Origin of the sequence: Microbispora sp. H10830 (assembly GCF_014161375.1) — a bacterium.
GTDB lineage: Bacteria > Actinomycetota > Actinomycetes > Streptosporangiales > Streptosporangiaceae > Microbispora > Microbispora catharanthi.
Window position 1 is genome coordinate 94,606 of the sequence record NZ_JABBWX010000022.1, and the last position, 23,317, is coordinate 117,922.

Sequence of the window (23,317 nt, forward strand, 5' to 3'; positions counted from 1 at the left end):
CCGCAGCCGGGGAACGGTGCCGTGTTCCACCGCCGGGCACGAGCGAATATGCTGCTCGGGATTAACTTTCCGCACGTCACCGAGAGGATTCGGTCCCCATGTACAAGGAGTTCCTCGGCGAGGTCGTGGTGTGGCTGATCCCCATCGTCATCCTCGTGGGCATCGCGCTGCTGGTGACCAGCCACTCCTGACGACGCGTCGTGAGGGGCCGGGCCGTGAAGGCCCGGCCCTTCCCTTTTTCCCGGCACGGCAAACCCGTCTCTAGCGACAAATCTGGCTATCGCCGCATCTAAGGCCACACAGGCATAAAAGTGTCACTGACCTGCATTGTTGATCAATCCGAGTGGATCATGTGATACTTCGCGAATTGGCCTGATCGTCAGGTGGGGAGCAGACCGGATGTCGATCGATGTTGGCCCGAAGCCGACCCGAAATGCGGAGATTCTTCCCTTCTATCGGTTTCTCGCGAAGCATCCACGCGATCCGGTCTCCGCCTTCGAAGAGGTCGGCAGGCAGGCCGACGGCAAGCTCGTCCGGCTCAACATGGGACCGTTCCGGCCTTATCTGGTGACCCATCCGGACCACGTCCAGCACGTGCTGCGGACCAACCAGCCCAACTACGTCCGCGAGGGCATGTTCTGGGATCCGCTGGTCCCGCTGCTGGGCAGCGGCATCCTGTCGGACGGCGAGAGCTGGCAGGACAGCCGCCGGGTCCTGCAGCCCCTGTTCACCGCGAAGTACGTCGACTCGCTGGCCGAGCGCATGGCCGAGATCGTCGCGGAGCAGATCGACGCCGTCGTGCGCCCCGGGGAGCCGTTCGACGTCGTCGACGGGATCTCGGCCATCGTCCATCCGACGATCGTCCGGCTCTTCTTCGGCGACCGTATCTCCAGGGAGGACATCGCCCGCCTCATTCCCGCGTACGAGGTGGCGGTGACGGCCACGTGGCCGCGCCTGCTGATGCCGTTCGTGCCGGACTCGGTCCCGCTGCCGGGCGACCGGCCCTTCCGCCGGTCCATCGAGACGATCAACACCGTCGTGTACCCCCGGGTCCACGAGGCCCGCCGTGCGGCGGGCGACGGCAAGGACGTCGTCTCGGCGATCTGCCGCGCCCGGGAGGGCGACCCCGGCGAGGCGGGGGACCGGCGGATCAGGGACGACATGGTCAGCATGCACGGCGCGTCGACCGAGACCTCGGCGACCGCGCTCACCTGGGTGTGGGTCGCCCTCGACGCGCATCCCGAGCTGGCGGAGAAGATCTACGCGGAGATCGACGAGGTGGTCGGGACCGAGACGGTGCGGCCGTCTCACCTGCCCGAGCTGCGCTACCTGAAGATGTTCCTGTCCGAGCTGGTGCGCTTGTATCCGCCGGGCTGGATTCTGCCGCGGCAGGCGGTGGAGACGGACGAGATCGGCGGGGTCACGATCAAGGCCGGGTCCACGGTGATGATCAGCCCCTACCTCACGCACCGGCTCGAGAGGTTCTGGGACCGGCCGGAGGAGTTCGACCCCGAGCGCTTCGCGCCGGAGCGGGAGCGGGGGCACCGCTGGGCCTACTTCCCGTTCGGCGGCGGCCCCCATCAGTGCCTCGGCCAGCACCTGTTCATGATGGAGGCGCAGCTGCTCATGGCGGGCCTGCTGAGTCGCTACCGCCCCGTGCTCACGGCGTCGAGGCCGGTCAGGCCGCGGCTCGCCTCCTCTCTGCGGCCGAACCAGAAGGTGAAATTGACGTTCGTCGAGCGTGCCCGCACATGATCGTCGAGCACCTCGCGGAGCAGGAGACCGCTCTCGCCGCCGATCTGGGCAGGACGTGTGCGCTCGCCACGCGGTGCCAGCGGGATCTCCAGGCCTGCGCCGCGGCGTACGGCGAGCTGTTCCCGGCCAAGCCGTTCGATCCGGCGTTCTTCGCCGCGTTGTCGATGGTCACCGCGTTCGGCTCGCCCTGGGCGTCGCCGGACGAACTGCGCGCGGTCGGCCGCGCGTCACTGTGGATCTTCGCGGTCGACCGCCTGGTGGACCAGGTCGCGGGCTCGCGCGCGGAGGCGGAGGCGCTGGTCGCCGAGTGCCTCGCGGCGGCCGAGACCGGCCCGGGCGGGGACGCCCCCGCAGTGGTGCGCTTCCTCACCGACCTGCGGGACGACCTGGTGGCGGCGCCCGCGTTCGCCGCCCTGCGGCCGGTCTGGCTCGACCGGCTCGGGCGGACGCTGCGCGCGATGGTGCGGGAGTGGCGGTGGAAGGAGGAGGGCGCGCCCGTCTCGCTGGACGAGTACCTCGACGGCGCGGACGGCTGCGGGTCCTCCTTCGTCAACGTGTCCCACTGGATCAGGACGGGCGACACCTGGACGGTCGGCCACATCGACGAGCTCCTGCGGGTCAGCGACGAGGTGCAGCGCTACCTGCGCCTGCTCAACGACCTGGCCACCCGGGAGCGGGAGCGCGGCCAGGGCGACGCCAACGCGCTGGCGTTCGGCGCCGGCGCCGCGGAGGTGACCGCGCGCATGAACGAGATTCGCGGCCGCTGCCTGACTCTTCTCGGGCCCGTACGGGCGCGCGGCCCGCGCGCCGCTACCTACCTCGAACGACAGATCGGTTTCAACACGGGCTTCTACGGGCTCGTGGACTATTGGGGCGAGCTTGAACGTGCGTGATGTCTCCCTTGCCGGACAGGTGGACGAGCCGGTGGACGTGGCGGCGGCCGCGGGCGAGTTGATGCGGGACCTGATGTTCCGGCCCTGGGGTCAGGTGTCGCCGTCCGTCTACGAGACCGGGCGGCTCGTCACCCTGGCCCCCTGGCTCCTGGGCCACGACGAGCGGGTGGCGTACCTCGTCGCCACGCAACGGCCCGACGGGTCATGGGGCGTGCCCGACGGCTACGGCCTGGTCCCGACCCTGAGCGCCACCGAGGCGTTGCTGTCGGTCCTCACCAGGGGCGACCACGGCGTGGACCGGGACGTCCTGATCGGCGCGGTCCGGCGCGGGCTGCGCGTGCTGTCCGGCTGGCTGGCGGAGACGGCGGTCGCCGCGCTGCCCGACACCCCCGCGATCGAGATCATCGTGCCGGCGCTCGTGTCGCTCATCAACGCGCACCTGGACGGCCTGAGCGAATGCGAGATCGGCCGCCTGCCGATCCCCGAGGGGATGAGCGAGGGGCCGCTCACCCTGATCCGGCAGCGCCTGGAGTCCGGCGCCGCCCTGCCGGACAAACTCCTGCACGCGCTGGAGGTGGCCGGCCGATCGGCGGCCAGCGCCCCGGCCGTCAACCCGACCTCGATCGGAACGGTCGGAGCCTCGCCGGCGGCGACCGCGGCCTGGCTGAGCGGCTGCGCCCTGCCCGATCCCGGCCACCACGCCCGGCGTTATCTGGAGGCGGTGGCGCTGCGGCACGGCGGCCCGGTGCCGGTGGGCCTGCCGATCACCGTGTTCGAACGCGGCTGGGTGCTGAGCTGGCTCGCGCGTGCGGGCATCCGCTTCGACGTGCCGCCGGAGATGCTGGCCGATCTCCGCGCGGCGATCGGCCCCGGAGGTACGCCCGCCGGCGCGGGGCTGCCGCCCGACGCCGACACCACCTCGGTCGCGCTGTACGCGCTGGCGTTGCTCGGCGTGCCGTACGAACCGGACAGCCTGTGGGCCTTCGAGACGCCGACGCACTTTTGCACCTGGCAGGGCGAGGAGGGCTCCTCGGTCAGTGTCAACGCTCACGTGCTGGACGCCTTCGGCCAGTTCGCGGCGGCCCGGCCGGAGCAGGCGCCCCGCTACGTCATGGTGCTGGCCAGGCTCGCCGCCTGGCTGCGCGAGCGGCAGCGGGCCGACGGAAGCTGGGACGACCGCTGGCACGCCTCGCCCTACTACGCGACGGTCTCCTGCGCGCTCGCGCTGCACGAGTTCGGCGGGCCCGAATCGGTGACCGCGGTGCGATCGGCCGTACGGTGGGTGCTGGCCACCCAGCGTGAGGACGGCTCCTGGGGCCGATGGGGCGGCACCGCCGAGGAGACGGCGTACGCCGTGCAGCTCCTGCTCATGACCGGCCCCTTGACCGGCGACGGAGGCCGTGCGGAGGCGGTGCGGCGGGCGTACCGCTATCTGCTGCGTTCGGCCGACCCGGCGGACGGGCCGGCGCTCTGGCACGACAAGGACCTCTATCTGCCTCTGGCGGTCGTCCGGGCGGCCGTGCTCGCCGCCCTGCATCTCGCACAGTCCAGTGGACTTGTTGTCCAACAAGCCGGTCAACTATGATCACCTGGGCTAATCTAAATTTCGCTTAATTCGGACTTGCCCTGGCTGGATCTTGCGGGTTGAGCGGTTTTCCAGCCCTTTGCTAGGGTGGCGCGAGGCGCGGCGCGGTCTTTTCGCTGGGCAGTCCGGGCTGCCCTAAACGGCGGGCGATTGTTAATGGCCGGTAAACGCGCTGTTAGGGCGTTCTGACTTCGCTGGGTGGTATGTCTATGCGCTTCCGGAATTCGCGTGTGCGAACCAAGGTCGCGGCCCTGCTGGTGTCACTGACCGCCCTTTGGGCGTTCGCGGCGTGGGTCACCGTCCGGGAGGGCGTCAACCTCATCTGGGCCACCACCATCGACAGCGGGGTCGCCCAGCCGAGCGAGCCGCTGCTGCTGGAACTGCAGCGCGAGCGCCGGCTGTCGGTGGTCCGCGTCGGCGACCCCGCCCGCGTGCTGCGCAAGGACCTGCAGGACCAGCGCGCCCGCACGGACGCCGCGGTGGGCGCCTTCAAGGAGTCGGCCGGCAGCGACAAGGTGCGCCTCGCGGCCGGCGACGAGCTGATGAGGCACCTGAACGACACGCTGCGGCGGCTGGACGGCCTGCGCGAGACCCGGTCGGCCATCGACGCCGGGCGCCTCGACCGCACGCGGACGGAGGACGCCTACAGCGACGTCATCGACGCATTCGACGCGATGTACGGCGCGGTCGCCACGCTCGACGACGCCACGCTCGCCAAGGACGGCCGCACGCTGTCGGCCTTGAGCCGGGCGCGCGAACTGCTCGCCCGCGAGGACGCGGTGATCGGCGGCATCTTCGCCGAGGGCCGGTTCACCGAGCAGGACCACCGGCAGTTCACGCAAATGGTGGGTGTCGCCCGGTTCGAGCTCGACCGGGCCGCGGCCGACCTGCCGCCGGCCGACCGCGCGGCGCTGGACAGGTGGAGGAAGTCGCCGTCGGTGACCACCCTCCGCAGTCTCGAAGACCAGCTCTCGCTCAGCAGGCAGGCCGGCCGCCCGCCGATGGTGGCGGAGACGCAGTGGCGGGGCGCCGCGGACGCGGCGATGACCCAGCTCCAGAAGGTGGTCATCGACGCCGGTGACGCGCTGGTCGAACGGGCCATCCCGGTCGCCGTCGCCGTGTTCACCCGCCTCCTGCTGGCCGGTGTGCTCGGCCTCGTGGCGGTCATCGCGTCGATCGTCCTGTCGGTCACCACGGCCCGGGCCCTGGTGCGTCAGCTGGAGAAGCTGCGCGAGGCCGCGCTCGAACTGGCCAACGAGCGGCTGCCGGGAGTGGTCGCCCGCCTCGCCCAGGGCGAGAAGGTCGACGTCAAGGCCGAGGCGCCGCCGCTCGACTTCGGACCCGACGTCATCGGCCAGGTGGGCGCGGCGTTCAACACCGTGCAGGAGACCGCCATCCGCACCGCCGTCGAGGAGGCCCAGCTCCGGCAGAGCATCCGCGACATCCTGCTCAGCCTCGCCCGGCGTACGCAGTCGCTGGTGCACCGCCAGCTCACGCTGCTCGACGTGATGGAGCGGCGTGAGTCGGATCCGGCGGAGCTGAAGGACCTGTTCCGCATCGACCACCTCGCCACCCGCATGCGGCGCAACGCCGAGAACCTCATCGTCCTGTCCGGGGCGTCCCCCGCCCGCGCCTGGCGGCGCTCGGTGCCGATGGTCGACGTCGTACGCGGCGCGCTGGCCGAGGTCGAGGACTACACCCGCGTCACCGTGATGCCGATGGGGGAGACCGCGCTCATCGGACGCGCGGTGGGCGACGTCATCCACCTGCTCGCCGAGCTGATCGAGAACGCGGTGTCGTTCTCCCCGCCGTACACGATGGTGCAGGTGGGCGGCCAGGCGGTGGCCAGCGGCTACGCGATCGAGATCGAGGACCGCGGCCTCGGGATGAGCGCCGAGGACCTGGAGGCGACCAACCAGCGGATCGCCGACCCGCCCGAGTTCAACCTGTCGAGCACCGCCCGGCTCGGCCTGTACGTCGTCAGCCGCCTGGCCGAGCGGCACGGGATCAGGGTGTCACTCAAGGCGTCGCCGTACGGCGGCACGACCGCGGTCGTGCTGCTGCCGCGCGACCTCGTCATCGAGGGCGGGGAGGACCTGCCCGGGGAGGAGACCGCTTCCGGTCTCCCGCGGCGGGAGCCCGGCTCCCGGAGGATCGCGCTGGTCGGCGCGCCCGAACCAGTTCAGGAGGTGGTTCCCGTGCCGAGGGCTCCCGAGCCGCCCAGGCCCGTGCAGAGCGCCCCACCGCCCGGCGGCGCGGATCCGGACAGGCCCGAGCCTTCGGCCGGGTTCACCCCGTCAGGCCTGCCCTTCCGGGTGCCGCAGGCCAACCTCGCCCCCGCGCTCGCCGAGGAGTCGAGGAACGCGGACGAGCTGGAGGACCAGGAGGACCGCTCGCCGGACGACATCCGCAAGATCATGGGCTCGTTCCAGTCGGGGACGAGGCGCGGCAGATCCGAGGCCGCGAAGCTGCTGAGTGACGAGGAGGACAACCTGTGACGCAGAAGACCGGGGCCTCCGCGGACCTCGCGTGGCTGCTCGACGACCTCGTCGCGCGGGTCCGCGAGGTCGAGCACGGCATCGTGCTGTCCACCGACGGCCTGCTGCTGGCCGGCTCGCAGGGACTTCGCGTGGAGGACGCCGAGCACCTGTCCGCCGTCGCCTCCGGCCTGCAGAGCCTGGCGCGCGGAGTCGGCGAGCGCTTCCAGGGCGGGTCCGTGCGGCAGACCATCGTGGAGATGAAGTCGGCCTACCTGCTCGTGACCGTGGCGGGCCAGGGCGCCTGCCTGGCCGTGCTCTGCTCGGGAGACGCCGACGTCGGCCTGGTGGCGTACGAGATGGCCATGCTCGTCGTGCGCGTCGGGCAGTACCTCACCTCGCCCGCCCGGACCACGATCGACCGGGCCGCGCTGGACCGGGCCGCCGGGAGCGAGGTCCGCCGGTGAACGCCGAGTGGAGCCCGGACGAGGAGCGCTTACTCGACGCGCCGACCATCCGGCCATACGTGATCGCACGCGGCCGTACGGAGGCGCAGGACCGCTTCGACCTCATCTCGCTCGCGGTCACCATCCGGCCCACCACGGGAGCCGAGATCGGGCTGGACCCGGAGCATCAGGCGATCGTGCGGCTGTGCCGCAGGCCGCTGTCGGTCGCGGAGATCGCGGCCCATCTGGACCTGCCGGCCGGGATCGTCCGGGTCCTCCTCGGCGACCTGTTCGACCGGGGATTCGTGGCCGTGCAGCAGCCCCAACCGGAGATGGACGTGCTCGACGAGCGGATGTACAAGGCGGTGCTCGATGGCCTTCGGGCGCTCTGATCCGGCGAAGAACCCGCCGAAGATGCCCACGGCGATCAAGTTGCTGATCGCCGGAGGCTTCGGGGTGGGCAAGACCACGATGGTCGGCGCGGTGTCGGAGATCCGGCCGCTGCGCACGGAGGAGACGCTGACCGACCGCAGTGTCGGCGTGGACGACCTGTCCGGGGTCGAGGCGAAGGCGACCACCACGGTCGCCATGGACTTCGGCCGCATCAGCATCGGGCAGGACTTCGTCCTCTATCTCTTCGGCACCCCCGGCCAGGAGCGGTTCTGGTTCGTCTGGGACGAGCTCGCCCGGGGAGCGCTCGGCGCGGTCGTGCTGGCCGACACCCGCAGGCTCGCCGACTGCTTCCCCTCCGTCGACTATTTCGAGCGGCGCGGCACGCCCTTCGTCGTCGCGGTCAACTGCTTCGAGGGCGCCCCGGTCTTCGATCTGGACGAGGTCAAGCTCGCGCTCAACCTCGGCCAGGACGTGCCGATCATGCTGTGCGACGCGCGCAAGCGGGAATCGGGCAAGGAAGTCCTGATCGAGCTCGTCAAGCACGCGTACGGCAAGCGCCCGACCGCCGCCACCCGCTGACGCTTTCGCCGGCTCCTCACCCGGGAGTGTCCGGGTTTCTTGGCGTGCGCGGCTTTCCTACCGTTGCGTACGATTTACGTTTCGTGGCAGGGTGGCGTTTGCGTACCTCGGTTCGCGCGCGGCCCGCGCCCGAGCGGGCGCCCGTTCGGTTTCGGCCGCCCGTTAATGCCGCCTGATTGCTCCTCATTCATCCCTTTTGGGCCTCGTGGACCGGCCGTACTTTCCTTCGCCGTCGACCATGCGTAACAGGTGCACAACAGCCGTTGATATGAACCTAACCCCCCTGTAACCTCGGCCCCATCGCAGAAACTATCGGGCGAGTGCCGAAAGTTTCGGTCGGAATCCAGAAGGGAAACCACCGTGAAGTTGAGTCGGCGAGGTGCGGCGCTCCTAGCGGCGTCGGCACTGGTCCTCGGGGGATGTGGTAGTACCGGGAACGACGCCAGCGAGAGCAAGAGCTCAGCCGGCGGCAAGGTGACCGTCGAGTTCTGGAATATCTGGACCACCGAACCCCTGAAGAGCTACGGCGCTCAGGCGATCAAGGATTTCCAGGCCGCGCACCCGAACATCACGATCAAGAGCGTTCCCTACGAGAACGAGGCGTTCAAGGCGAAGCTGACGACGCTCACCCAGTCCGGCAAGGCCCCGGACATCTTCCAGACCTGGGGCGGCGGCGTGCTCGCCCAGCAGGTGGACGCGGGCCTGGTCAAGGACCTCACCTCCGACGCCGGCTCCTGGCTCGGCACGTTCACGGACGCCGCGCTGTCGGCGTACAAGGTCGAGGACAAGCAGTACGCCATTCCCGACGACATCGGCATGGTGGGCTTCTGGTACAACAAGGCGCTGTTCAAGAAGGCCGGGATCGCCGAGCCTCCGGGGACCTGGTCGCAGCTCATCGACGACGTCAAGAAGCTGAAGGCCGCCGGGGTCACCCCGATCGCGCTCGGCGGCAAGGACAAGTGGCCGGGCCACTACTACTGGGCCTACCTCGCCATGCGGATCGGCGGCCTCGACGCCCTCAAGCAGGCCGGTGAGAGCAAGGACTTCACGGGTCCGGCCTTCGTGCAGGCGGGGCAGAAGCTCAAGGAACTGGCCGATCTCCAGCCGTTCCAGAAGGGCTACCTCGGCGCGACGTACGGCGACCCGGGCGGCCAGGCCGCGACGATGGGCGACGGCAAGGCCGCCATGGAGCTGATGGGCCAGTGGGCGCCCGCGGTTCAGAAGGACGCAGGCAAGGGCCTCGGCGACGACCTCGGCTTCTTCCCCTTCCCGGCGGTCGACGGCGGCAAGGGCGCGGTCACCGACGCCTTCGGCGGCGGCGGCGGCTTCGCGATCGGGGCCGACGCCCCGGCGGAGGCCATCGAGTTCCTGAAGTTCCTCACCGACAGCACCGAGCACCGCAAGGCCGTCGCGACCGGGGGCCTGCTCCCGGTGCTGAAGGGCGAGGAGGACGCGGTCACCGACCCGAACCTGAGCGTGGTCGCCAAGAACCTCGCCGGGGCCACCGGGTTCCAGCTCTACCTCGACCAGGCGTACCCGCCGGCCGTCGGTCAGGAGGTCAACGACTCCGTGGCCCAGCTGATCGGCGGGAGCAAGACGCCCGAGCAGGTGGCGCAGGCCATCACGGAAACCGCGAAGTCGGAGTAACTGTCGCGTGAAGACGACGAGACCCCGGAGCCGCAGGCTCCGGGGGTTCACCACGATCCTTCTGTTCCTGCTTCCCGCGCTCGTGCTCTTCCTGGCGCTCGTCGTGGCGCCGATCCTGCTCGCCTTCTACGCGAGCGTGTTCAAGTGGAACGGCATGCGCGGGCTGCCGACGAACTTCATCGGCATGGCGAACTTCACCCGCGTACTGGCCGACGAGGTCTTCCTGGGCGACCTGTGGCGCGGGCTGCTGCTGATCATCTTGTCGGTGGCGATCCAGCTTCCCCTCTCGCTGGGCATCGCCATGCTGCTCAACCAGAAGATCCGCGGCCGGGCGTTCTTCCGCCTGCTGTTCTTCGCCCCGTACGTGCTGTCGGAGGCGATCACCGCGGTCCTGTTCATGATGATCCTGTCGCCCACGGACGGCCTGGCCAACTACATCCTCGGCTGGTTCGGGATCGACCAGCTCGACTGGTTCGCCGACCCGTCGACGGTCATGATGTCGGTGTTCATCGTCATGACCTGGAAGTACTTCGGCTTCCACATGATCTTGTACATCGCCGGGCGTCAGGGCATCCCGAAGGAGCTCACCGAGGCCGCCCAGATCGACGGCGCGACGGGGTGGAAGGTCTTCCGCTACGTCACGCTGCCGCTGCTCGGGCCCACGATCCGCATCAGCGTGTTCCTGTCGGTCATCGGTGCGATCCAGCTGTTCGACCTGGTCTGGATCATCACCGGCGGAGGCCCCTCGCACTCCTCCGAGACCATGGCCGTCACGATGTTCCAGTTCGGCTTCAAACGCTTCCAGGTCGGCTACGCGAGTGCGATCAGCGTGGTGATGTTCTTCATCAGCCTCGTGTTCGCGCTCTTCTACCAGCGATACGTCATGCGCCGCGACCTCGAAGGAGCCTCCACCGTGCTGCGAGACCAGAGATGAGCGCCAACCGTCACAGGCAGTCCCCGACATCGGGCGGTCCGCTGCGCAGCATCTCCCTGCACGCGATCGTCGTGATCACGGCGTTGTTCGTCGGCGTCCCGCTGCTGTACGCCGTGATCGGCGGGTTCAAGACCACCCGGCAGCTCTCGAGCAACCCGATCGGCCTGCCCAGCCCCTGGGTGCCGGAGAACTACACGGGCATCCTCGCCTCGGCGTCGTTCTGGCGCATGCTCTGGAACAGCACCTACATCGCGGTGCTGACCACGCTCGTGGTCGTCGCGGTGTCCGCGCTGGCGGCCTTCGTGTTCGCACGCTTCGCCTTCCGGGGGCGCGAGGCGCTGTTCACGATGTTCGCCGCCGGGCTCATGTTCCCGTTCGCGGTGGCGATCCTGCCGTTGTTCGTGCTGCTGCGGATGTTCGGGCTGCTCGACAACCCGCTCGGTGTGATCCTCCCGCAGGCGGCCTTCGGCATGCCGATGACGATCATCATCCTGCGCGGCTTCTTCCGGGCCATCCCGGGAGAGATCGAGGAGGCGGCGATCCTCGACGGGTGCTCACCGTTCGGCTTCTTCTGGCGGATCCTGCTGCCGATGGCCCGGCCCGCGATCGCCACGGTCTCCGTGCTGGCGGTCGTGAACAGCTGGAACCAGTTCATGCTGCCGCTCGTGGTGTTCAGCGACGACAGTTTCTTCACCATCCCGCTGGGCGTCCAGCAGTTCCAGGGGCAGTATGCGACGGACATCGCGCGGGTCATGGCCTACATCGTGGTCGCGATGCTGCCCGCCCTCGGCTTCTACGCCGTGGCCGAGCGCCAGCTCGTCAGCGGCCTGACCGCGGGGGCCGTCAAGGGCTGACCCGCGTGTACAGCCGTACGGCGTAGCCGAGCACGCGGACGGTCCGCTCCCGGCGGTAGCTCTCCCGCAACAGCAGCCGCTTGGCGGAGTCACGCGGGGACGAGAGGTCGGCGGGCGCGGGATGGGGACGGCTCACCACCCATACCCGCGGCGCCGCGCCCAGCGATGCGGCGATCTCGCCCGCGGGCAGCTCACGCCCGGCGAGCGTGCCCGACGCCGCGCCGCCGGCCCGCAGCGCCGCGTCGCGGACACCGCGGAACGAGGCGGGGTACGCCTCGGCGACCAGGCGGCGGATCGAGGGCAGGAACAGCACGGCGTCTCCGGGCCGCCGTCCGGACCCGATGATCCCCGCCACGGCGGCCGGGTCGTCCGGGCGGCTGTCGATCCGCCGGACGGCGACCTGGGCCGGCAGGGACGCCCCCAGCATCAGAGCGGGCAGCGCCAGCGCCGCCGCCGCCCGCACCCACCCCGTCCGCGGCAGGAGCCGTACGGCCCGGGCGAGCCCCGCGCCCAGCGCCGACGCGAGCCCCGCCATCGAGAACAGGACATAGCGGTCCTGGTAGAACGGGTGGATCTGCGACACGACGAGCAGCAGGGTGGGTGGCAGGAGCGCCAGCGGCACGGCGAACGCGGCGATCCCGGGCAGTCGGCCTGGGCCGCCGGGTGCTCGTCCGGCGGCGGTTCCCGCCGTGTCTCCCTCCCGATGCGTCGTCAGGCCGAGCGCCACGAGCATGACAGTCGCCGCGAGCAGCACACCTGTCCCGGCGAACCGCGCGACGAGGGCCTTCACCTCCGGCAGACCGGGCCGCTCCAGCCACGCCACCTGACCGCGCTGGCCGAACGCCGTCCACGCCACCGGCAGGACGGCGAGCAGGGCGCCCGCGGCGGCGCCGGCCCAGCGCGATGCCATGCCCTTGCCCCCGCCTCGCGCCGCGGCGACGAGCACCGTGACCGCGTGCGCCGCCAGAGCCAGGACGGCGAACAGGTTGAGCAGGCACGCCACGGCGATCGCCACGCCATACCGCGCCCAGGCCGTCCGCCGCGACGGGTCGGGCAGCGCTGTGGCGAGAAGGCGCGTCGCCTCCACCACCGCCGCCGCGACCAGCGCGTACGACCTGCCCTCCTGGGCGTGGAAGACGACGACCGGGGCGGCGGCGTAGGCGAGGCCCGCGTACAGACCGGCCTGGGCCGAGACCAGCCGCCGCCCGACGGCCGCGACACCGGCCGCCGCGACAGCCGTGGCGAGGACGGACGGAATCCGGATGACCACCTCCGCCGGGAGGGCGGCCCCCACGAGCCGGATGAACGGGTGGAGCGACAGGTAGTAGAAGCCGTGGACGGCGTCGACGTTCCCCAGCGTGCGCCACAGGTCCGGCAGCGCCCGCCCAGCCACGGCGTAGGTCGTGGCCTCGTCCTGCCACATCGAACCGCGCCGGACGCCCCACAAACCGCCCAGCAGCGCGGCCAGGGCCGGGACCATCGGCACGGCCCGGTCGCTGATCCTCACGTGTCCTCCGCCTGCTCCGCCCGGCTACGTCCCGGTCGGATGCCCCGGCGGGCAACGGGAGGATGAACGCGCCCTAAGGTGATCGGAACAAGGGGAGAACTCGCAGGGGGAGCACCGATGGCGGAACCGATCATCCGCCCCGCCGCCGATGCCGACATGCCCGGCCTTCGCGCCGTGGCCGACCACTTCGGCCTCCTGGGCCTGTGGCCGGAGCGGCCGGACTTCGTGGACGCCGAACGCGCGTTCGGCGAGGTGCTCGTCGGTGAGGTGGACGGCGCGATCGTGGGGTTCGGCGGCACGCTGCGCCGGGGAACGGTCACGCACCTCGGAGACCTGTTCGTCCTGCCGGACCACCAGTCGTCGAGGGTGGGCCGCACGATCCTGTCCCGCCTGCTGCCGGGCGGCACGCCCAAGGTCACCTTCGCGTCGGCCGACAAGAGGGCGCTCGCGCTGTACGTCAGGAACGGGATGCGCCCGCGCTGCCCGCTGTTCTACCTGAAGCGGAGGCCGCTCGCCGGCCGGCCTGTGCGGCAGGAGAGCGACCAGGCGGCGCGGCGGGACAGCGGGCAGGCGGCGCCGGGGGAGAGGGACGTCCGCGCGGCGGCGGCCATGGACGCCCACGTCTCCGGTGGCGACCGGACCTCGACGCTCGCCTGGTATGCCGCGCTGCCGGATGTGACCCTGCACGTCAGCGGCTCGGGCTACGCGTTCGTCAGGACGGCCGGAGACAAGGTCGTCATCGGGCCGGCCGGGGGCGCGACCCCGCAGGACTGCGCCGACATCGTGCTGGAGGCGGCGAACGCCCACCCCGACGCCGGGGTGGTCCACGTGGCGGTGCCCGGCACCCATCCGCTGCTTGCCCTGCTGCTGGACGCGGGCTGGCACATCGGCGACATGGACACGCTGCTGACCAGCGAGGACTTCATGCGGCTCGACTGCTACGCCCCACACCCCGACCTCGGCTAGGGCATTTGTCAGACACTCCCTCGTCCCCGGCCAGGGGGACACCGGGGACGAGGGCAGCGCGGCTTCGCGGCGTCCGGCGAGTGCCGGCCGGCGCGTCCCGGGCCTTTCGGCCCGGAGCGTCACATCCTGCGGAGGTAGTGGGCGGAGGCCCAACCGGGAATGCCGCCGGCGCTGTCGACGGCCACCCAGCCGTGGATGGCGTCGCAGGCTCCGGCGATGTTCCCGTCGGCCGGCCGCAGCTTGCCGACACGGGCATGGCGGACGCCGGCGCCCTCGCGGACGTTGAGGAAGCTGCCCTTGCGCACGTGCCGGAGGCGGTAGGTGCACGAGAGCGAGGGCCGTCCGCTCAGGTCGAGCCTGTGGAGGTAGCGGGCGGCGGCGAAACCCGAGGTCCCGGCGGCGGTCTTCACCGCGATCCAGCCGTTGGTGGCGGTGCAGGCGCCGGAGAAGCCTCCGTCGGCCGGCCGCAGCTTGGCGACGGGGGCGTGGCGGACGCCGGCGCTCTCGCGCACGTTGAGGAAGCCCCCCTTGCGCACGCCCCGGAGCCGGTAGGCGCACACGAGACCGGGCCCCTGCCTGGCCTCGTGCACGACCTGCCCGTAAGGCCCCGACGCGGTGGGTTCGCCGGGACCGGGCGGCCGGACCGTCGCGACTCCCGAGGCGGGATGCCCCCGGACCCCCGACGCCGGCTCGGCCGCGATCCCCGACGTGAGGCGCCCCCCGGCGTCGGAACCGGCCTGGCCCGCGAGGGCCGGCGCGGGATGGCCTGCGACGAACCACCCCGTGGCGGCCCACGCCGCCAGCGCGGGAACGATGCTCTTCGCCACTGTCACGATCTCTCCCTTCGGTCGGCATCGCCCACGCCCGGCCGGGGGGATCCGGGCCAGTGGTGCTCACCCGAAGTTCTGATCTGATTACCGAGCGTTTACACCTCGGTTGAATTCCCGCCTGGATTTTTTACTCGACACACTGGGGAAAAAGGGTGATTCACTCACCCGCTGTGCGCGCCGTGGAAGGGCGTGGTGACTCCCTCGTACGCCAGGTGCAGCATCATTCCCAGGTCGGCGTGGCTGAGGTTGTGGCAGTGGTTCATCCACAGCCCCGGATTGGCGGCGCGGAAGGCGACCTCCCACACCTGGCCGGGCTGTACGTCGAAGGTGTCGAGCCACAGCGGGCTGCCGGTGACGGAGCGGCCGTCACGCGAGAGCACGAGCACCCGATGGCCGTGGAGGTGCCAGGGGTGGGTCTCCCGGCCGCGGTTGACCACGGTGAGCCGGACCAGGTCGCCCTCCCTGACCACTTCCGTGGGGATGTCGGGGAAGGCGGCGCCGTTCACCGTGTGCGCGTACATCGGCCGGCCGTTCGTCAGCGCGAACCCCCTGTCGAGGACGAGCGTGAAGTCCCGGTCGAAGCGGCTGCGGGACGTGTACGGCGTGGGGGCGGGGGCGCCATACCGGGTGAGGTCGAGCTCCGGCCAGTCCGCCGTCTGGCCGCCGGCGGCGGGAACGGTGGCGGGAACGGCGCCGGGATCGGCGGCCGCCGTCGCGCCCGAGGACCCGTCGCCCGTGCTCGCCGGGGTGAGCCGTACGGAGTCGGTGCGGTCGTCGATGCGCAGGAGCACGGGGGCTGACGGCATCGTGAACGCGAGGTCATACCGGGCGCCCGCCGCGAGTCGCAGGCCGACGCGGCCGAGCATGCCCGGCCCGTTCAGGTCCGTCCCGTCCACCGCCACCAGCCGGTAGGGCGTGCCCGCCAGCGTGAACCGATGCGGCGTGTTGTCGGTGTTGATCAGGCGCAGCCGTACGGGCGTGCCGGGCGCGGCCTGCCGGACCAGGGGCTGGTCGCGATCACCCGTCACCGTCGCGCCGCCGAGAGTGTGCACGGGCAGCGTGAGGTCCAGTCCCGGGGCCGCCGTCCCCTTCGGCGTGACGACGAGCGTGCCGTAGAGCCCCATCCGGACGCCGAGGTCGGACACCTCGTGGGTGTGATACCAGTACGTCCCCACCTGGGCGGCGACGAACCGGTAGACGAACTCCCCGCCGGGCGGCACGGCCTCCTGGGTGAGGCCGGGCACGCCGTCCTCTCCCGAGGGCACGTCGTAGCCGTGCCAGTGCAGCGTCACCCCGGACGCGATGTCCGCGTTGCGCAGCCGCACCTCGACGAGGTCGCCCTGGACGGCGGTGAGCGGCGGCCCGGGGACCTGGCCGTTGAAGGTCCACGCCGACACCTTCCGTCCCGAGGACAGCGTGACGGTCGCCGTACGGGCCGTCAGCTCGAACCGGCGCACGGCGCCGCCCGGTGGAGGTGCGGCCGGGCCGCGCAGGTCGGTCACCGGGCGGGTCGCCCCTCCCATGGCGGAGGCGGATCCTCCCGAGGCGGAGTGATCGTGGGAGGCGGAGCCGGTGGCGGCCATCGCGGCGGTCCCTCCCGGGGCGGAGCCCTCTGCCGTGGTCTCCGCGCTGGGCACGAACGCGAGGGTGACTCCGAGCACGGCCGCCACGGCGGTGGCCGCCGTCGCCGCCCGCAGCCCGGGGACGTGCCTGCTCATCGCTCTCCAGGTCCCCAGGACGGCCCCCGCGGCGACGGCCAGGAGAAGGAGAGCGGTGCCCGGATCCGCCGGGTATCCGATCAGGAAGGTCTGCACGATCCCGGCCGCCGCGGCGTATCCGGCGCCGAGCAGCGGGACCGCGACCGCCGGAGCTCTGACGGCGTCCCGCGAAGCCGCGTCCGCTCGCCGGACGGCTCGGAGCAGGCGCGGCCCGGCGAGTGCGGTGGCCGCGGCGCCCGCCGCGACGAGAAGCGGCAGGGCGAAAGTGATCTTCTCCTGCACGAACCACCAGCCGGCCCCGGCCAGCGCGAGGACGGACCAGACGCGGGCCAGGGACGCGACCAGAGCCACCGCGAACAGGGCCGCGGCCGCCCTCGGACGGCGGGCCGCGGCGGCCACGCCCGCGCCCACCCACGCCGCCGCGGTCAGGACCGAGACGAGCAGGTCGAGCGCCATGAGCCGGTCGGTCGTCATGAGGCGCGAACCGGGCGGCCCTCCGCGGCGGCCTCCGACGGAGCGGGCTTGGCCGACACGAGCCGCCGCGCATTGCGGAACACCATGGCGCAGACGCCCATGACCGCCATGCCGTTGATGGCGTGCAGGCCGAGGATCGCCAGGGAGAGCGGCGTCGTGTTGCCGGTGCTGTCGTCGAACAGGCCGCCGAGCGCGACGATCAGCGCCTGCACGATGACCAGCCCGACGGGCAGGACGGTCAGCCCGATCTGGCGTCCCGGCGCCTTGGCGGCCGCCGCGGCGGCGGTGGCCACCAGCGACAGCACCGGGATGACCATCATGCCGTTCATGCTGTGCAGGGCGAACGAGGAGTCGTCCTGTGGTTTGTCGAACGCGCCGACGGCCGCGAGGTACATCTGCACCACGGCGGCGGCGAGCAGCAGTCCCGCTAAAGCGGCGTAGACCTTGCGCACGCTCTTGCTCCCTTCGGTCAGCGGATTACGGGTCACGGGGATCCTGTCCCACGTGGCCGGCGGTGTCGTCCCTCGTCGAGAGACACGTCGGCTACCGCTGGGGGAGTACGCGGGCCTGGGCGCCGTCCGTCCCCTGGCGGTGTCTCGATGGTGCCGCCGGGAGCCGTCGGCGTCGTCGCACCCGGGGAGGCTCCCGGTCCTACCGCCGCCGTATCAGCGCCGTACGCCGCTACGTCCGGGGGAGTACGGTCACTGCGGCCAGTTCGCGATGATGGCCGGGGTGATGGCGTCGGCGTAGCAGTTCAAGGTCGTACGACGAGCCCTGTCGTACACGCAGACCTTGACGTCCACCCGCGTGATCCGGCCGTCCGACGACAGCCGGATCGGCTTCTTCGGAGCGCAGGTCGTCTTCGGCAGGGCCCACCCGGTGCCGCCGCCGACGTAGTGGAAGCGGGCCCGGACGTAGGCGCAGTGCCCACCGTGCGCGTCGCGGTCGTACAGCGTGCCCGAGACGACGAAGGTCTCCGCGGTGAAGCGGGTGATCCACACATCGGCCTTGGCATATCCGTGGTGCCCGCTCCGGGACTGCACGGGTCCCCAGTGGATCAGCGAAGCGGTGGCGGCCCCGGCCGGGGCCGCCGGCAGGCTCCCGGCGATCACGAATGCCAGCAGGCCGCCGATGACGAGGTTCTTTCTCATGTCCGCCGACGCTAGGGCGGGCGACTTGGAGGGACCTTGCATCCCGCTGGTCGTCAGGGCGCGCCCTTGCGATACGCCTCGTAGAGCGCGTTCAGATTGTCGGTGTACAGCTCCGTGAAGCCGCAGGAGGCGCAGATCCACGCTCGTATCGTGCCGAGTGCCTCGCCCTGGACGTAGAAGAAGGGGACCTTGGCCGGCAGCGGCTCCTCGACGCGCACCCGAAGGGGCTGCGGCCCGTTCGGGCCCCGGTCGCGCACCTCGACTCCGGCCATGACGGCGCCGGACGAGCACTTGGGGCAGATGTTGTCTCTCACGCGACTTCCTCTCCGCGGGTACGCCGAGGAGGAGTCTGCTCCCGTCAAATCTCGCGGCGGCCACGAAGCAGGTCTTCGGCCTGCTCGACCACGTCGTCGACCCGGACCTCGGCCACCCACGACTCGTCGTGCGGGCACCGCCCCACCCGGGGATCGTGTCCGCTGACGCCGCAGATAGGGCATCGGGCGGTCCAGGAGACCAGCGGCCGGTGGAGAGCGCGGGTGAGGGGCCCGGCGTTGATGAGGTTGCCGCACCAGAAGATGCCGACGGTGGCCGTCCCGACCGCCGCGGCGAGGTGGCGGGGGCCGGTGTCGTTGGAGATGACCAGGTCGCACCGCTCGTACAGCGCGGAGAGGCCGCCGATGCCGAGCGTGCCGACCGCCGTGACGGCGGGCCGCCGCATCGCCGCCGCGACCTCGTCGACCACCTCCCGCTCCTTCTCGACGCCGGTGATCACGACCGGGCGGCCGAGCCGGTCGGCCGCCTCCGCGAAGGCGCGCGCCGGCCAGCGCCGCCGGGGGTCGCTCGCCCCCGGATGCAGCGCGACCAGGCCGGGCGGCGGCTCGCCGTACACACGGGCGAGTTCGGCGCGGTCGGCGTCGGTCACGGCGATGCTCGGCTCGTACGCCTCGGCCGTACCGCCGACCAGCGTGGCGACCTCCAGGTAGCGCAGCGTCTCGTGCTGGTAGTAGACGTACGGCACCCACAGGTCGAGCCGTTCCGCGTCCGGCGTGCACAGGCCGGCCGTCACCCGGGCGCCGATCGCCTTGACGAAGGGATTGGAGTTGCGCCCGCCGCCGTGGATCTGCACGGCGAGGTCGAACCGGTGCTCGCGCAGCTCCTCGAACAGGCTCCGCGGAGCCTCGTGTCCGCTGTCCGCCGACGACACCCCGGAGATCGGCGGCAGGGCGACGACGTCGTCGACCGGTCCCGGCCTGCCGTCCAGGAACCGGGCGTGCCAGGAGGTGCCGAGGAGGGTCAGCCGGGCCCGCGGGTAGGCCCGGCGGAGCGCCTCCAGGGCGGGCATCGCGAGGACCAGGTCGCCCAGGGCGTTGGCCCGCAGCACCGCGATGCGGCGCACGTCCTCGATCAGCGCGCCCATACCGTCTCGAACACGTAGTCGTAGCACTCGGCCCTGCGGTCGGTGACCGTCGTGGGCAGCTCCAGGTGGTAGGCCCGGCTCGGCAGCAGGCCCGCGCCGCCGTACCTCTCCATGACGCGCAGCTGCGCCACGACGTCCTCACCCGCGTGCCGGGGCGGCACCGACCGCCAGAAGTCGAAGCCGCCGCACTCCGCCAGCCGCTCCCGGTCGTACAGCACGCAGCCGCCGATCCAGGCCACCTTGTACGGCCGCCACTCCCGGGGACCCGGCGAGCCGAGGTGTTTCCGGGCGAGATGCAGCGGATTGGAGGCGTTGTGCAGGGTGTGGCGCTGCCAGGCCGGCGACTCCCGGCGCACCCGCTCGGGCCGCACGCCGTCCGTCCACTCCTCGTACGGCGCGAGCTCGGCGGGGCGCACGTCGTCGCGGTAGGACAGACCGTGCAGGGCGTAGCCGACGAAGCCGCAGCGCAGCTCACTGATCGCGGACAGCAGGACCTCGATCGCCTCCGGCTCCAGCCATACGTCGTCGTCCAGGTAGAGCGCCAGCCGCCGCCCGGCCCGGCCGAGCAGGAACGCGCGTTGCTCCGCCATGCCCCGCGGGGGCAGGTGGCGGTGGACGGCCGCCGGCCTGTCGCGGTGGTCGAGGATCCGCAGCTGCGCCGCCACCAGCGGGTCGTCGGCGACCGGCTCGTGCGACTGGTCCGAGACCACGACGCGGAACCCGGACACGGTCTGCGCCGCGAGGCCCGCCAACGTGACGGCCAGCGCGCCCGTGCGGTCCTTGGTGGGCACGAGCACGTCCAGGTCAGACGGGGCGAACATGCGCGCGTGATACCCCTGAGGTCGTACGGCAAACGGAGCCCGTCAGCCGCTCACGCCCGCCGTGTCCTTCTCCTCCTTCCGCGCCCCGGGGGCCGTGCCCGGCCGCAGGAGGGCCAGCGTGAGGACGCATCCCACCGCGGCCAGGAAGGCGGCTGCGCCGAAGCCCGCGCGCAGCCCACCGGCGAGGGCCGTCCGGGGGTCCGCCGCGCCCCCGGAACTCACCGTGGACGCGAGCAGCAGCAGGGCGGTGACGCCGAGGCCCGAGCCGATGCGCTGCGCGGTGTTGACGATCCCCGCGGCGATCCCGGTGTCGGATTCGGCCACCGCGGTCACGGCGGGGACCGTCACGCCGACGAAGGCGGCGGGCATCCCGACGCCGAGGACGAGTCCCGCGGGCAGCACGTCGATCGCGTACGTCACCGCGCCGGGCAGCCGGGCGAACCAGGCCAGCGCCACGGCCTGCAGGCCGAGGCCCACCGCGAGGACGCCCCGTGCGCCGAGGCGCTTGAGCAGGCCGGGGATGAGGACCCGCGAGGCGACCAGACCGGCCGCCGCGACCGGCAGCACGGCCAGTCCCGACTCCGTGGGGCGGTAACCCTGAGTCTCCTGGAGGTAGAGCGACAGCAGGGCGAACGCCGGCACGTGGGCGGCGCCCACCAGCGTGTTGACCACGGCGGAGCCGCTCACCTGGCGGACCCGGAACAGGCGCAGCGGCATCAGCGGACGCTCGGCGCGCGCCTCGACCGCCACGAACACCGCGAGGAGGATCAGGCCGGCGGCCAGCAGGACCCACGCGCGCAGCCGGGTGCCCGGGTCGGCGAGGGCGCCGAGGGCGTATCCGATGAGCAGCAGCGCCGCCGTACCCGTCAGCGCGCCGGGCAGGTCGAGCCCGCCACGCGGGCCCGGGGACGCCGGGAGTCGCGGCGGGTCCGCCGGGAGCGCCCGGCGCATGAACGCCAGCGCCACGACGCCGACCGGCAGGTTGATCAGGAAGATCGAGGGCCAGCCCAGGGCCTGCGTGAGCAGGCCGCCCGAGGCCGTGCCGATCGCCGCGCCGGACGCCCCCATCGCGCTCCACACCCCGAAGGCGCGCCGGTGCGCGGCCGGTGTGGTGAACGTGGCGGTGAGCAGGGCGATCTGGGCCGGCACCACGACGGCGGCGCCGAGCCCCTGCAGGGCCCGCGCGGCGACGAGCAGCCACGCCCAGGGCGCGAACCCGGCCACGGCCGAGGCCAGGGTGAAGACGGCCAGCCCCGCGCCGAAGACCCGGCGCGGTCCCAGCAGGTCCGTCGCCCTGCCGCCCACGAGCATGAACCCGCCGAACGCGAGCAGGTACGCGTTGGTCACCCAGCTCAGCCCGGCCTCGTCCAGCCTCAGGTCGGCGCCGATGGCCGGCAGGGCGATGTTGACCACGGCGAGGTCCAGGAAGACCACCAACTCGACGGCGGTGATCAGCAGCAGCGCCGCTCCCCGCCCCATGAGGACGCCTTTCTCCGGCATCGGACACCTCGTTTCACTGGAGTAAGACTCCAGTGATATTCCGCTAAAGTGGTGCTCTAGTCAACTGAGGCGGGGACATGGCGGCATCCAGGCGGCAGGCGGAGGCACGGGCTACGGAGGCACGGGGCGCGGGCGCGCGGGGTACGGAGGCGAAGGGTGCGGGCGCGCGGGGTACGGGGGTGCGGGCCGCAAAGGCGGCGGCCACCCGGGCCCGGATGCTCGACGCGGCGCGCGCGCTGTTCGTGGAGCGCGGGTACGCGGCCACGACCATGCAGGCCGTCGCGCAGGAGGCGGGGGTGGCCGTCCAGACGCTCTACTTCACGTTCGCGACCAAGCGGGCGATCCTCAAGGAGGTCCTGGACGTCGCGGTGGCCGGCGACACCGAGCCTGTGGCCACACTGGACCGCCCCTGGGCGGCCGAGGTCATGGCCGCGCCGCCGATGGAGCAGCTCAGGCGGCACGTGGACGCCACCGCCCGGATCCACGAGCGGGTCGTGCCCGTCGTCGAGGTGCTGCGCTCGGCCGCCGCGGCCGATCCGGAGATCGCCGAGTTGTGGCAGACGACCGTGTCCCAGCGCCACACCGTGATGACCGCGTTCGCGGGCGCCATGGCGGCCAAGACCGCCCTGCGAGGCGGGATGACCGTCGCCCGCGCCGCCGACGTCCTGCTGGCCGTGCTCGCGCCGGAGATCTACCACCTGCTCGTCCTGCAACGCGGCTGGAGCCCGGACGAGTGGCGCGAGTGGGCCTTCGACGCGCTCGTCCGGCAACTGCTGCCCGATAACAATGACTAGAGAAGTGCTCTAGCGAATGAAGTGCTGGGCGGCGTCACCGAGGCCGACGAGCAGGCCGCCGACCGCGGTGACCTCCGGCCCGACGGCATCCGGTGGGTCGGGGCCACCCGCCCGGCTTCGCCCCGCCCCCGCTGAGAGGAGGCGGGGGTCAGGAGAGGCGTCTGGCGCCGGGGAACCTGATGTATCGGCGGCCGGCGCAGCCCTGCGATCGGCGGTCGTCCCCGGATTGTCTCCGCCCGTTGACATGCGCCGGGCCGTGGGCGTCCGCGCAGTGCGGCTCCGCCGCCGTTGTGGCGCTGTGCGGCTCCGCCGCCGTTGTGGCGCAGTGGGGTTCTGCCGTCTCGGCCACCGTTTCGCTGATCGCGAGGAGTTGTGGTGGGGCGTGGTCGACCTGGAGCGTGGTGTGGTCGATGCCGTACTCGTCGTGGACCATCCGCTGCGCCGCCTGTCGTACGGCGTGGCAGTCGGCGCCGGGGGTGACCAGGATGTGCGCGGACATGGCGGGGTAACCCGAGGTGACCTCCCAGATGTGCAGGTCGTGCACCTCCACCACGTGTTCCAGGGCGGCGGTCTTGC

The 23,317-nt window shown here is 71.9% G+C and carries 21 protein-coding genes and 1 pseudogene; 12 read left to right on the forward strand and 10 right to left on the reverse strand.

The window, feature by feature from the left end; genetic code table 11:
- The first annotated feature begins 399 nt into the window (after nt 1-399).
- The 10 genes from HHX35_RS37975 to HHX35_RS38020 all read left to right on the forward strand — a co-directional run bounded on the left by HHX35_RS37975 (nt 400) and on the right by HHX35_RS38020 (nt 11,563).
- Nucleotides 400-1,755: a cytochrome P450 gene (locus HHX35_RS37975; protein ID WP_182903424.1), complete on the forward strand. Its 1,356-nt coding sequence runs from the start codon at nt 400-402 to the stop codon at nt 1,753-1,755.
- Nucleotides 1,752-2,648: a terpene synthase family protein gene (locus HHX35_RS37980; RefSeq protein ID WP_182903425.1), complete on the forward strand. Its 897-nt coding sequence runs from the start codon at nt 1,752-1,754 to the stop codon at nt 2,646-2,648. The genes HHX35_RS37975 and HHX35_RS37980 overlap by 4 nt, the downstream gene beginning before the upstream one ends.
- On the forward strand, nt 2,641-4,233 hold the full coding sequence (locus HHX35_RS37985) for a prenyltransferase/squalene oxidase repeat-containing protein (protein ID WP_310739583.1): 1,593 nt from the start codon (nt 2,641-2,643) through the stop codon (nt 4,231-4,233). Before HHX35_RS37980 ends, HHX35_RS37985 begins: the two co-directional genes overlap by 8 nt.
- Before the next feature lie 230 nt (nt 4,234-4,463).
- The gene (locus HHX35_RS37990; protein ID WP_310739580.1) at nt 4,464-6,731 is read left to right on the forward strand and encodes a nitrate- and nitrite sensing domain-containing protein; all 2,268 of its coding nucleotides are present in this window, start codon (nt 4,464-4,466) and stop codon (nt 6,729-6,731) included.
- The gene (locus tag HHX35_RS37995) at nt 6,728-7,177 is read left to right on the forward strand and encodes a roadblock/LC7 domain-containing protein (RefSeq protein WP_182903427.1); all 450 of its coding nucleotides are present in this window, start codon (nt 6,728-6,730) and stop codon (nt 7,175-7,177) included. The genes HHX35_RS37990 and HHX35_RS37995 overlap by 4 nt, the downstream gene beginning before the upstream one ends.
- Nucleotides 7,174-7,548, forward strand: a complete 375-nt coding sequence (locus HHX35_RS38000; RefSeq protein ID WP_182903428.1) for a DUF742 domain-containing protein — start codon at nt 7,174-7,176, stop codon at nt 7,546-7,548. Before HHX35_RS37995 ends, HHX35_RS38000 begins: the two co-directional genes overlap by 4 nt.
- Nucleotides 7,529-8,128 carry an ATP/GTP-binding protein gene (locus tag HHX35_RS38005; RefSeq protein WP_182903429.1) on the forward strand — a complete coding sequence of 200 codons (600 nt, stop codon included), beginning with the start codon at nt 7,529-7,531 and terminating at the stop codon, nt 8,126-8,128. Before HHX35_RS38000 ends, HHX35_RS38005 begins: the two co-directional genes overlap by 20 nt.
- A 474-nt stretch (nt 8,129-8,602) precedes the next feature.
- Nucleotides 8,603-9,775 carry an extracellular solute-binding protein gene (locus tag HHX35_RS38010; RefSeq protein WP_310739581.1) on the forward strand — a complete coding sequence of 391 codons (1,173 nt, stop codon included), beginning with the start codon at nt 8,603-8,605 and terminating at the stop codon, nt 9,773-9,775.
- Nucleotides 9,776-9,782: 7 nt separating this feature from the next.
- Nucleotides 9,783-10,709 (forward strand): carbohydrate ABC transporter permease, encoded by a 927-nt coding sequence (locus tag HHX35_RS38015; protein WP_139578834.1) that lies wholly within the window; start codon nt 9,783-9,785, stop codon nt 10,707-10,709.
- On the forward strand, nt 10,706-11,563 hold the full coding sequence (locus HHX35_RS38020; RefSeq protein ID WP_182903431.1) for a carbohydrate ABC transporter permease: 858 nt from the start codon (nt 10,706-10,708) through the stop codon (nt 11,561-11,563). The genes HHX35_RS38015 and HHX35_RS38020 overlap by 4 nt, the downstream gene beginning before the upstream one ends.
- Here the strand turns inward: HHX35_RS38020 and HHX35_RS38025 are convergent.
- Entirely contained in the window at nt 11,553-13,070 is a 1,518-nt protein-coding gene (locus HHX35_RS38025; RefSeq protein WP_182903432.1) for a glycosyltransferase family 39 protein, read from the reverse strand. The two genes, HHX35_RS38020 and HHX35_RS38025, sit on opposite strands and share 11 nt — an antisense overlap.
- A gap of 117 nt (nt 13,071-13,187) precedes the next feature.
- Between HHX35_RS38025 and HHX35_RS38030 the strand changes: the two genes are divergently transcribed.
- Nucleotides 13,188-14,036, forward strand: coding sequence for a GNAT family N-acetyltransferase (locus HHX35_RS38030; protein WP_182903433.1), 849 nt, complete (start codon nt 13,188-13,190; stop codon nt 14,034-14,036).
- A gap of 119 nt (nt 14,037-14,155) precedes the next feature.
- Here HHX35_RS38030 and HHX35_RS38035 read toward each other — a convergent pair whose 3' ends face one another.
- The 8 genes from HHX35_RS38035 to HHX35_RS38070 form a co-directional block, all read right to left on the reverse strand.
- A complete protein-coding gene (locus tag HHX35_RS38035; protein WP_182903434.1) occupies nt 14,156-14,869 on the reverse strand; it encodes an SH3 domain-containing protein in 714 nt (237 codons plus the stop codon).
- A gap of 158 nt (nt 14,870-15,027) precedes the next feature.
- Nucleotides 15,028-17,058, reverse strand: a complete 2,031-nt coding sequence (locus HHX35_RS38040; RefSeq protein ID WP_182903435.1) for a multicopper oxidase family protein — start codon at nt 17,056-17,058, stop codon at nt 15,028-15,030.
- Nucleotides 17,055-17,546 (reverse strand): DUF6220 domain-containing protein, encoded by a 492-nt coding sequence (locus HHX35_RS38045; protein ID WP_182903436.1) that lies wholly within the window; start codon nt 17,544-17,546, stop codon nt 17,055-17,057. The genes HHX35_RS38040 and HHX35_RS38045 overlap by 4 nt, the downstream gene beginning before the upstream one ends.
- Nucleotides 17,547-17,759: 213 nt before the next feature.
- On the reverse strand, nt 17,760-18,209 hold the full coding sequence (locus tag HHX35_RS38050) for a hypothetical protein (protein ID WP_182903437.1): 450 nt from the start codon (nt 18,207-18,209) through the stop codon (nt 17,760-17,762).
- Between the two features lie 53 nt (nt 18,210-18,262).
- Nucleotides 18,263-18,523: a hypothetical protein gene (locus HHX35_RS38055; protein WP_139578848.1), complete on the reverse strand. Its 261-nt coding sequence runs from the start codon at nt 18,521-18,523 to the stop codon at nt 18,263-18,265.
- Between the two features lie 44 nt (nt 18,524-18,567).
- Entirely contained in the window at nt 18,568-19,626 is a 1,059-nt protein-coding gene (locus tag HHX35_RS38060) for a glycosyltransferase family 9 protein (RefSeq protein ID WP_182903438.1), read from the reverse strand.
- Nucleotides 19,614-20,447 (reverse strand): glycosyltransferase family 2 protein, encoded by an 834-nt coding sequence (locus HHX35_RS38065; protein WP_182903439.1) that lies wholly within the window; start codon nt 20,445-20,447, stop codon nt 19,614-19,616. The genes HHX35_RS38060 and HHX35_RS38065 overlap by 13 nt, the downstream gene beginning before the upstream one ends.
- Nucleotides 20,448-20,489: 42 nt before the next feature.
- Nucleotides 20,490-21,947: an MFS transporter gene (locus tag HHX35_RS38070; RefSeq protein ID WP_220506347.1), complete on the reverse strand. Its 1,458-nt coding sequence runs from the start codon at nt 21,945-21,947 to the stop codon at nt 20,490-20,492.
- A 77-nt stretch (nt 21,948-22,024) separates the two neighbouring features.
- Between HHX35_RS38070 and HHX35_RS38075 the strand changes: the two genes are divergently transcribed.
- Nucleotides 22,025-22,741: a TetR/AcrR family transcriptional regulator gene (locus tag HHX35_RS38075; RefSeq protein WP_220506348.1), complete on the forward strand. Its 717-nt coding sequence runs from the start codon at nt 22,025-22,027 to the stop codon at nt 22,739-22,741.
- A gap of 148 nt (nt 22,742-22,889) precedes the next feature.
- On the opposite strand, the pseudogene HHX35_RS38080 reads toward HHX35_RS38075, so the two are convergent.
- A pseudogene (locus tag HHX35_RS38080) lies at nt 22,890-23,317 on the reverse strand (hypothetical protein); the annotation flags it as partial.

What these genes read in the sequence shown, in the direction of transcription:
- HHX35_RS38070 (WP_220506347.1), bottom strand. Translation starts at nt 21,947, where the DNA reads ATGCCGGAGAAAGGCGTCCTCATGGGGCGGGGAGCGGCGCTGCTGCTG.
- HHX35_RS38065 (WP_182903439.1), bottom strand. Translation starts at nt 20,447, where the DNA reads ATGTTCGCCCCGTCTGACCTGGACGTGCTCGTGCCCACCAAGGACCGC.
- HHX35_RS38005 (WP_182903429.1), top strand. Translation starts at nt 7,529, where the DNA reads ATGGCCTTCGGGCGCTCTGATCCGGCGAAGAACCCGCCGAAGATGCCC.
- HHX35_RS38050 (WP_182903437.1), bottom strand. Translation starts at nt 18,209, where the DNA reads ATGAGAAAGAACCTCGTCATCGGCGGCCTGCTGGCATTCGTGATCGCC.
- HHX35_RS37975 (WP_182903424.1), top strand. Translation starts at nt 400, where the DNA reads ATGTCGATCGATGTTGGCCCGAAGCCGACCCGAAATGCGGAGATTCTT.
- HHX35_RS38020 (WP_182903431.1), top strand. Translation starts at nt 10,706, where the DNA reads ATGAGCGCCAACCGTCACAGGCAGTCCCCGACATCGGGCGGTCCGCTG.
- HHX35_RS38075 (WP_220506348.1), top strand. Translation starts at nt 22,025, where the DNA reads ATGGCGGCATCCAGGCGGCAGGCGGAGGCACGGGCTACGGAGGCACGG.
- HHX35_RS37980 (WP_182903425.1), top strand. Translation starts at nt 1,752, where the DNA reads ATGATCGTCGAGCACCTCGCGGAGCAGGAGACCGCTCTCGCCGCCGAT.
- HHX35_RS38030 (WP_182903433.1), top strand. Translation starts at nt 13,188, where the DNA reads ATGGCGGAACCGATCATCCGCCCCGCCGCCGATGCCGACATGCCCGGC.
- HHX35_RS38060 (WP_182903438.1), bottom strand. Translation starts at nt 19,626, where the DNA reads ATGGGCGCGCTGATCGAGGACGTGCGCCGCATCGCGGTGCTGCGGGCC.
- HHX35_RS38040 (WP_182903435.1), bottom strand. Translation starts at nt 17,058, where the DNA reads ATGACGACCGACCGGCTCATGGCGCTCGACCTGCTCGTCTCGGTCCTG.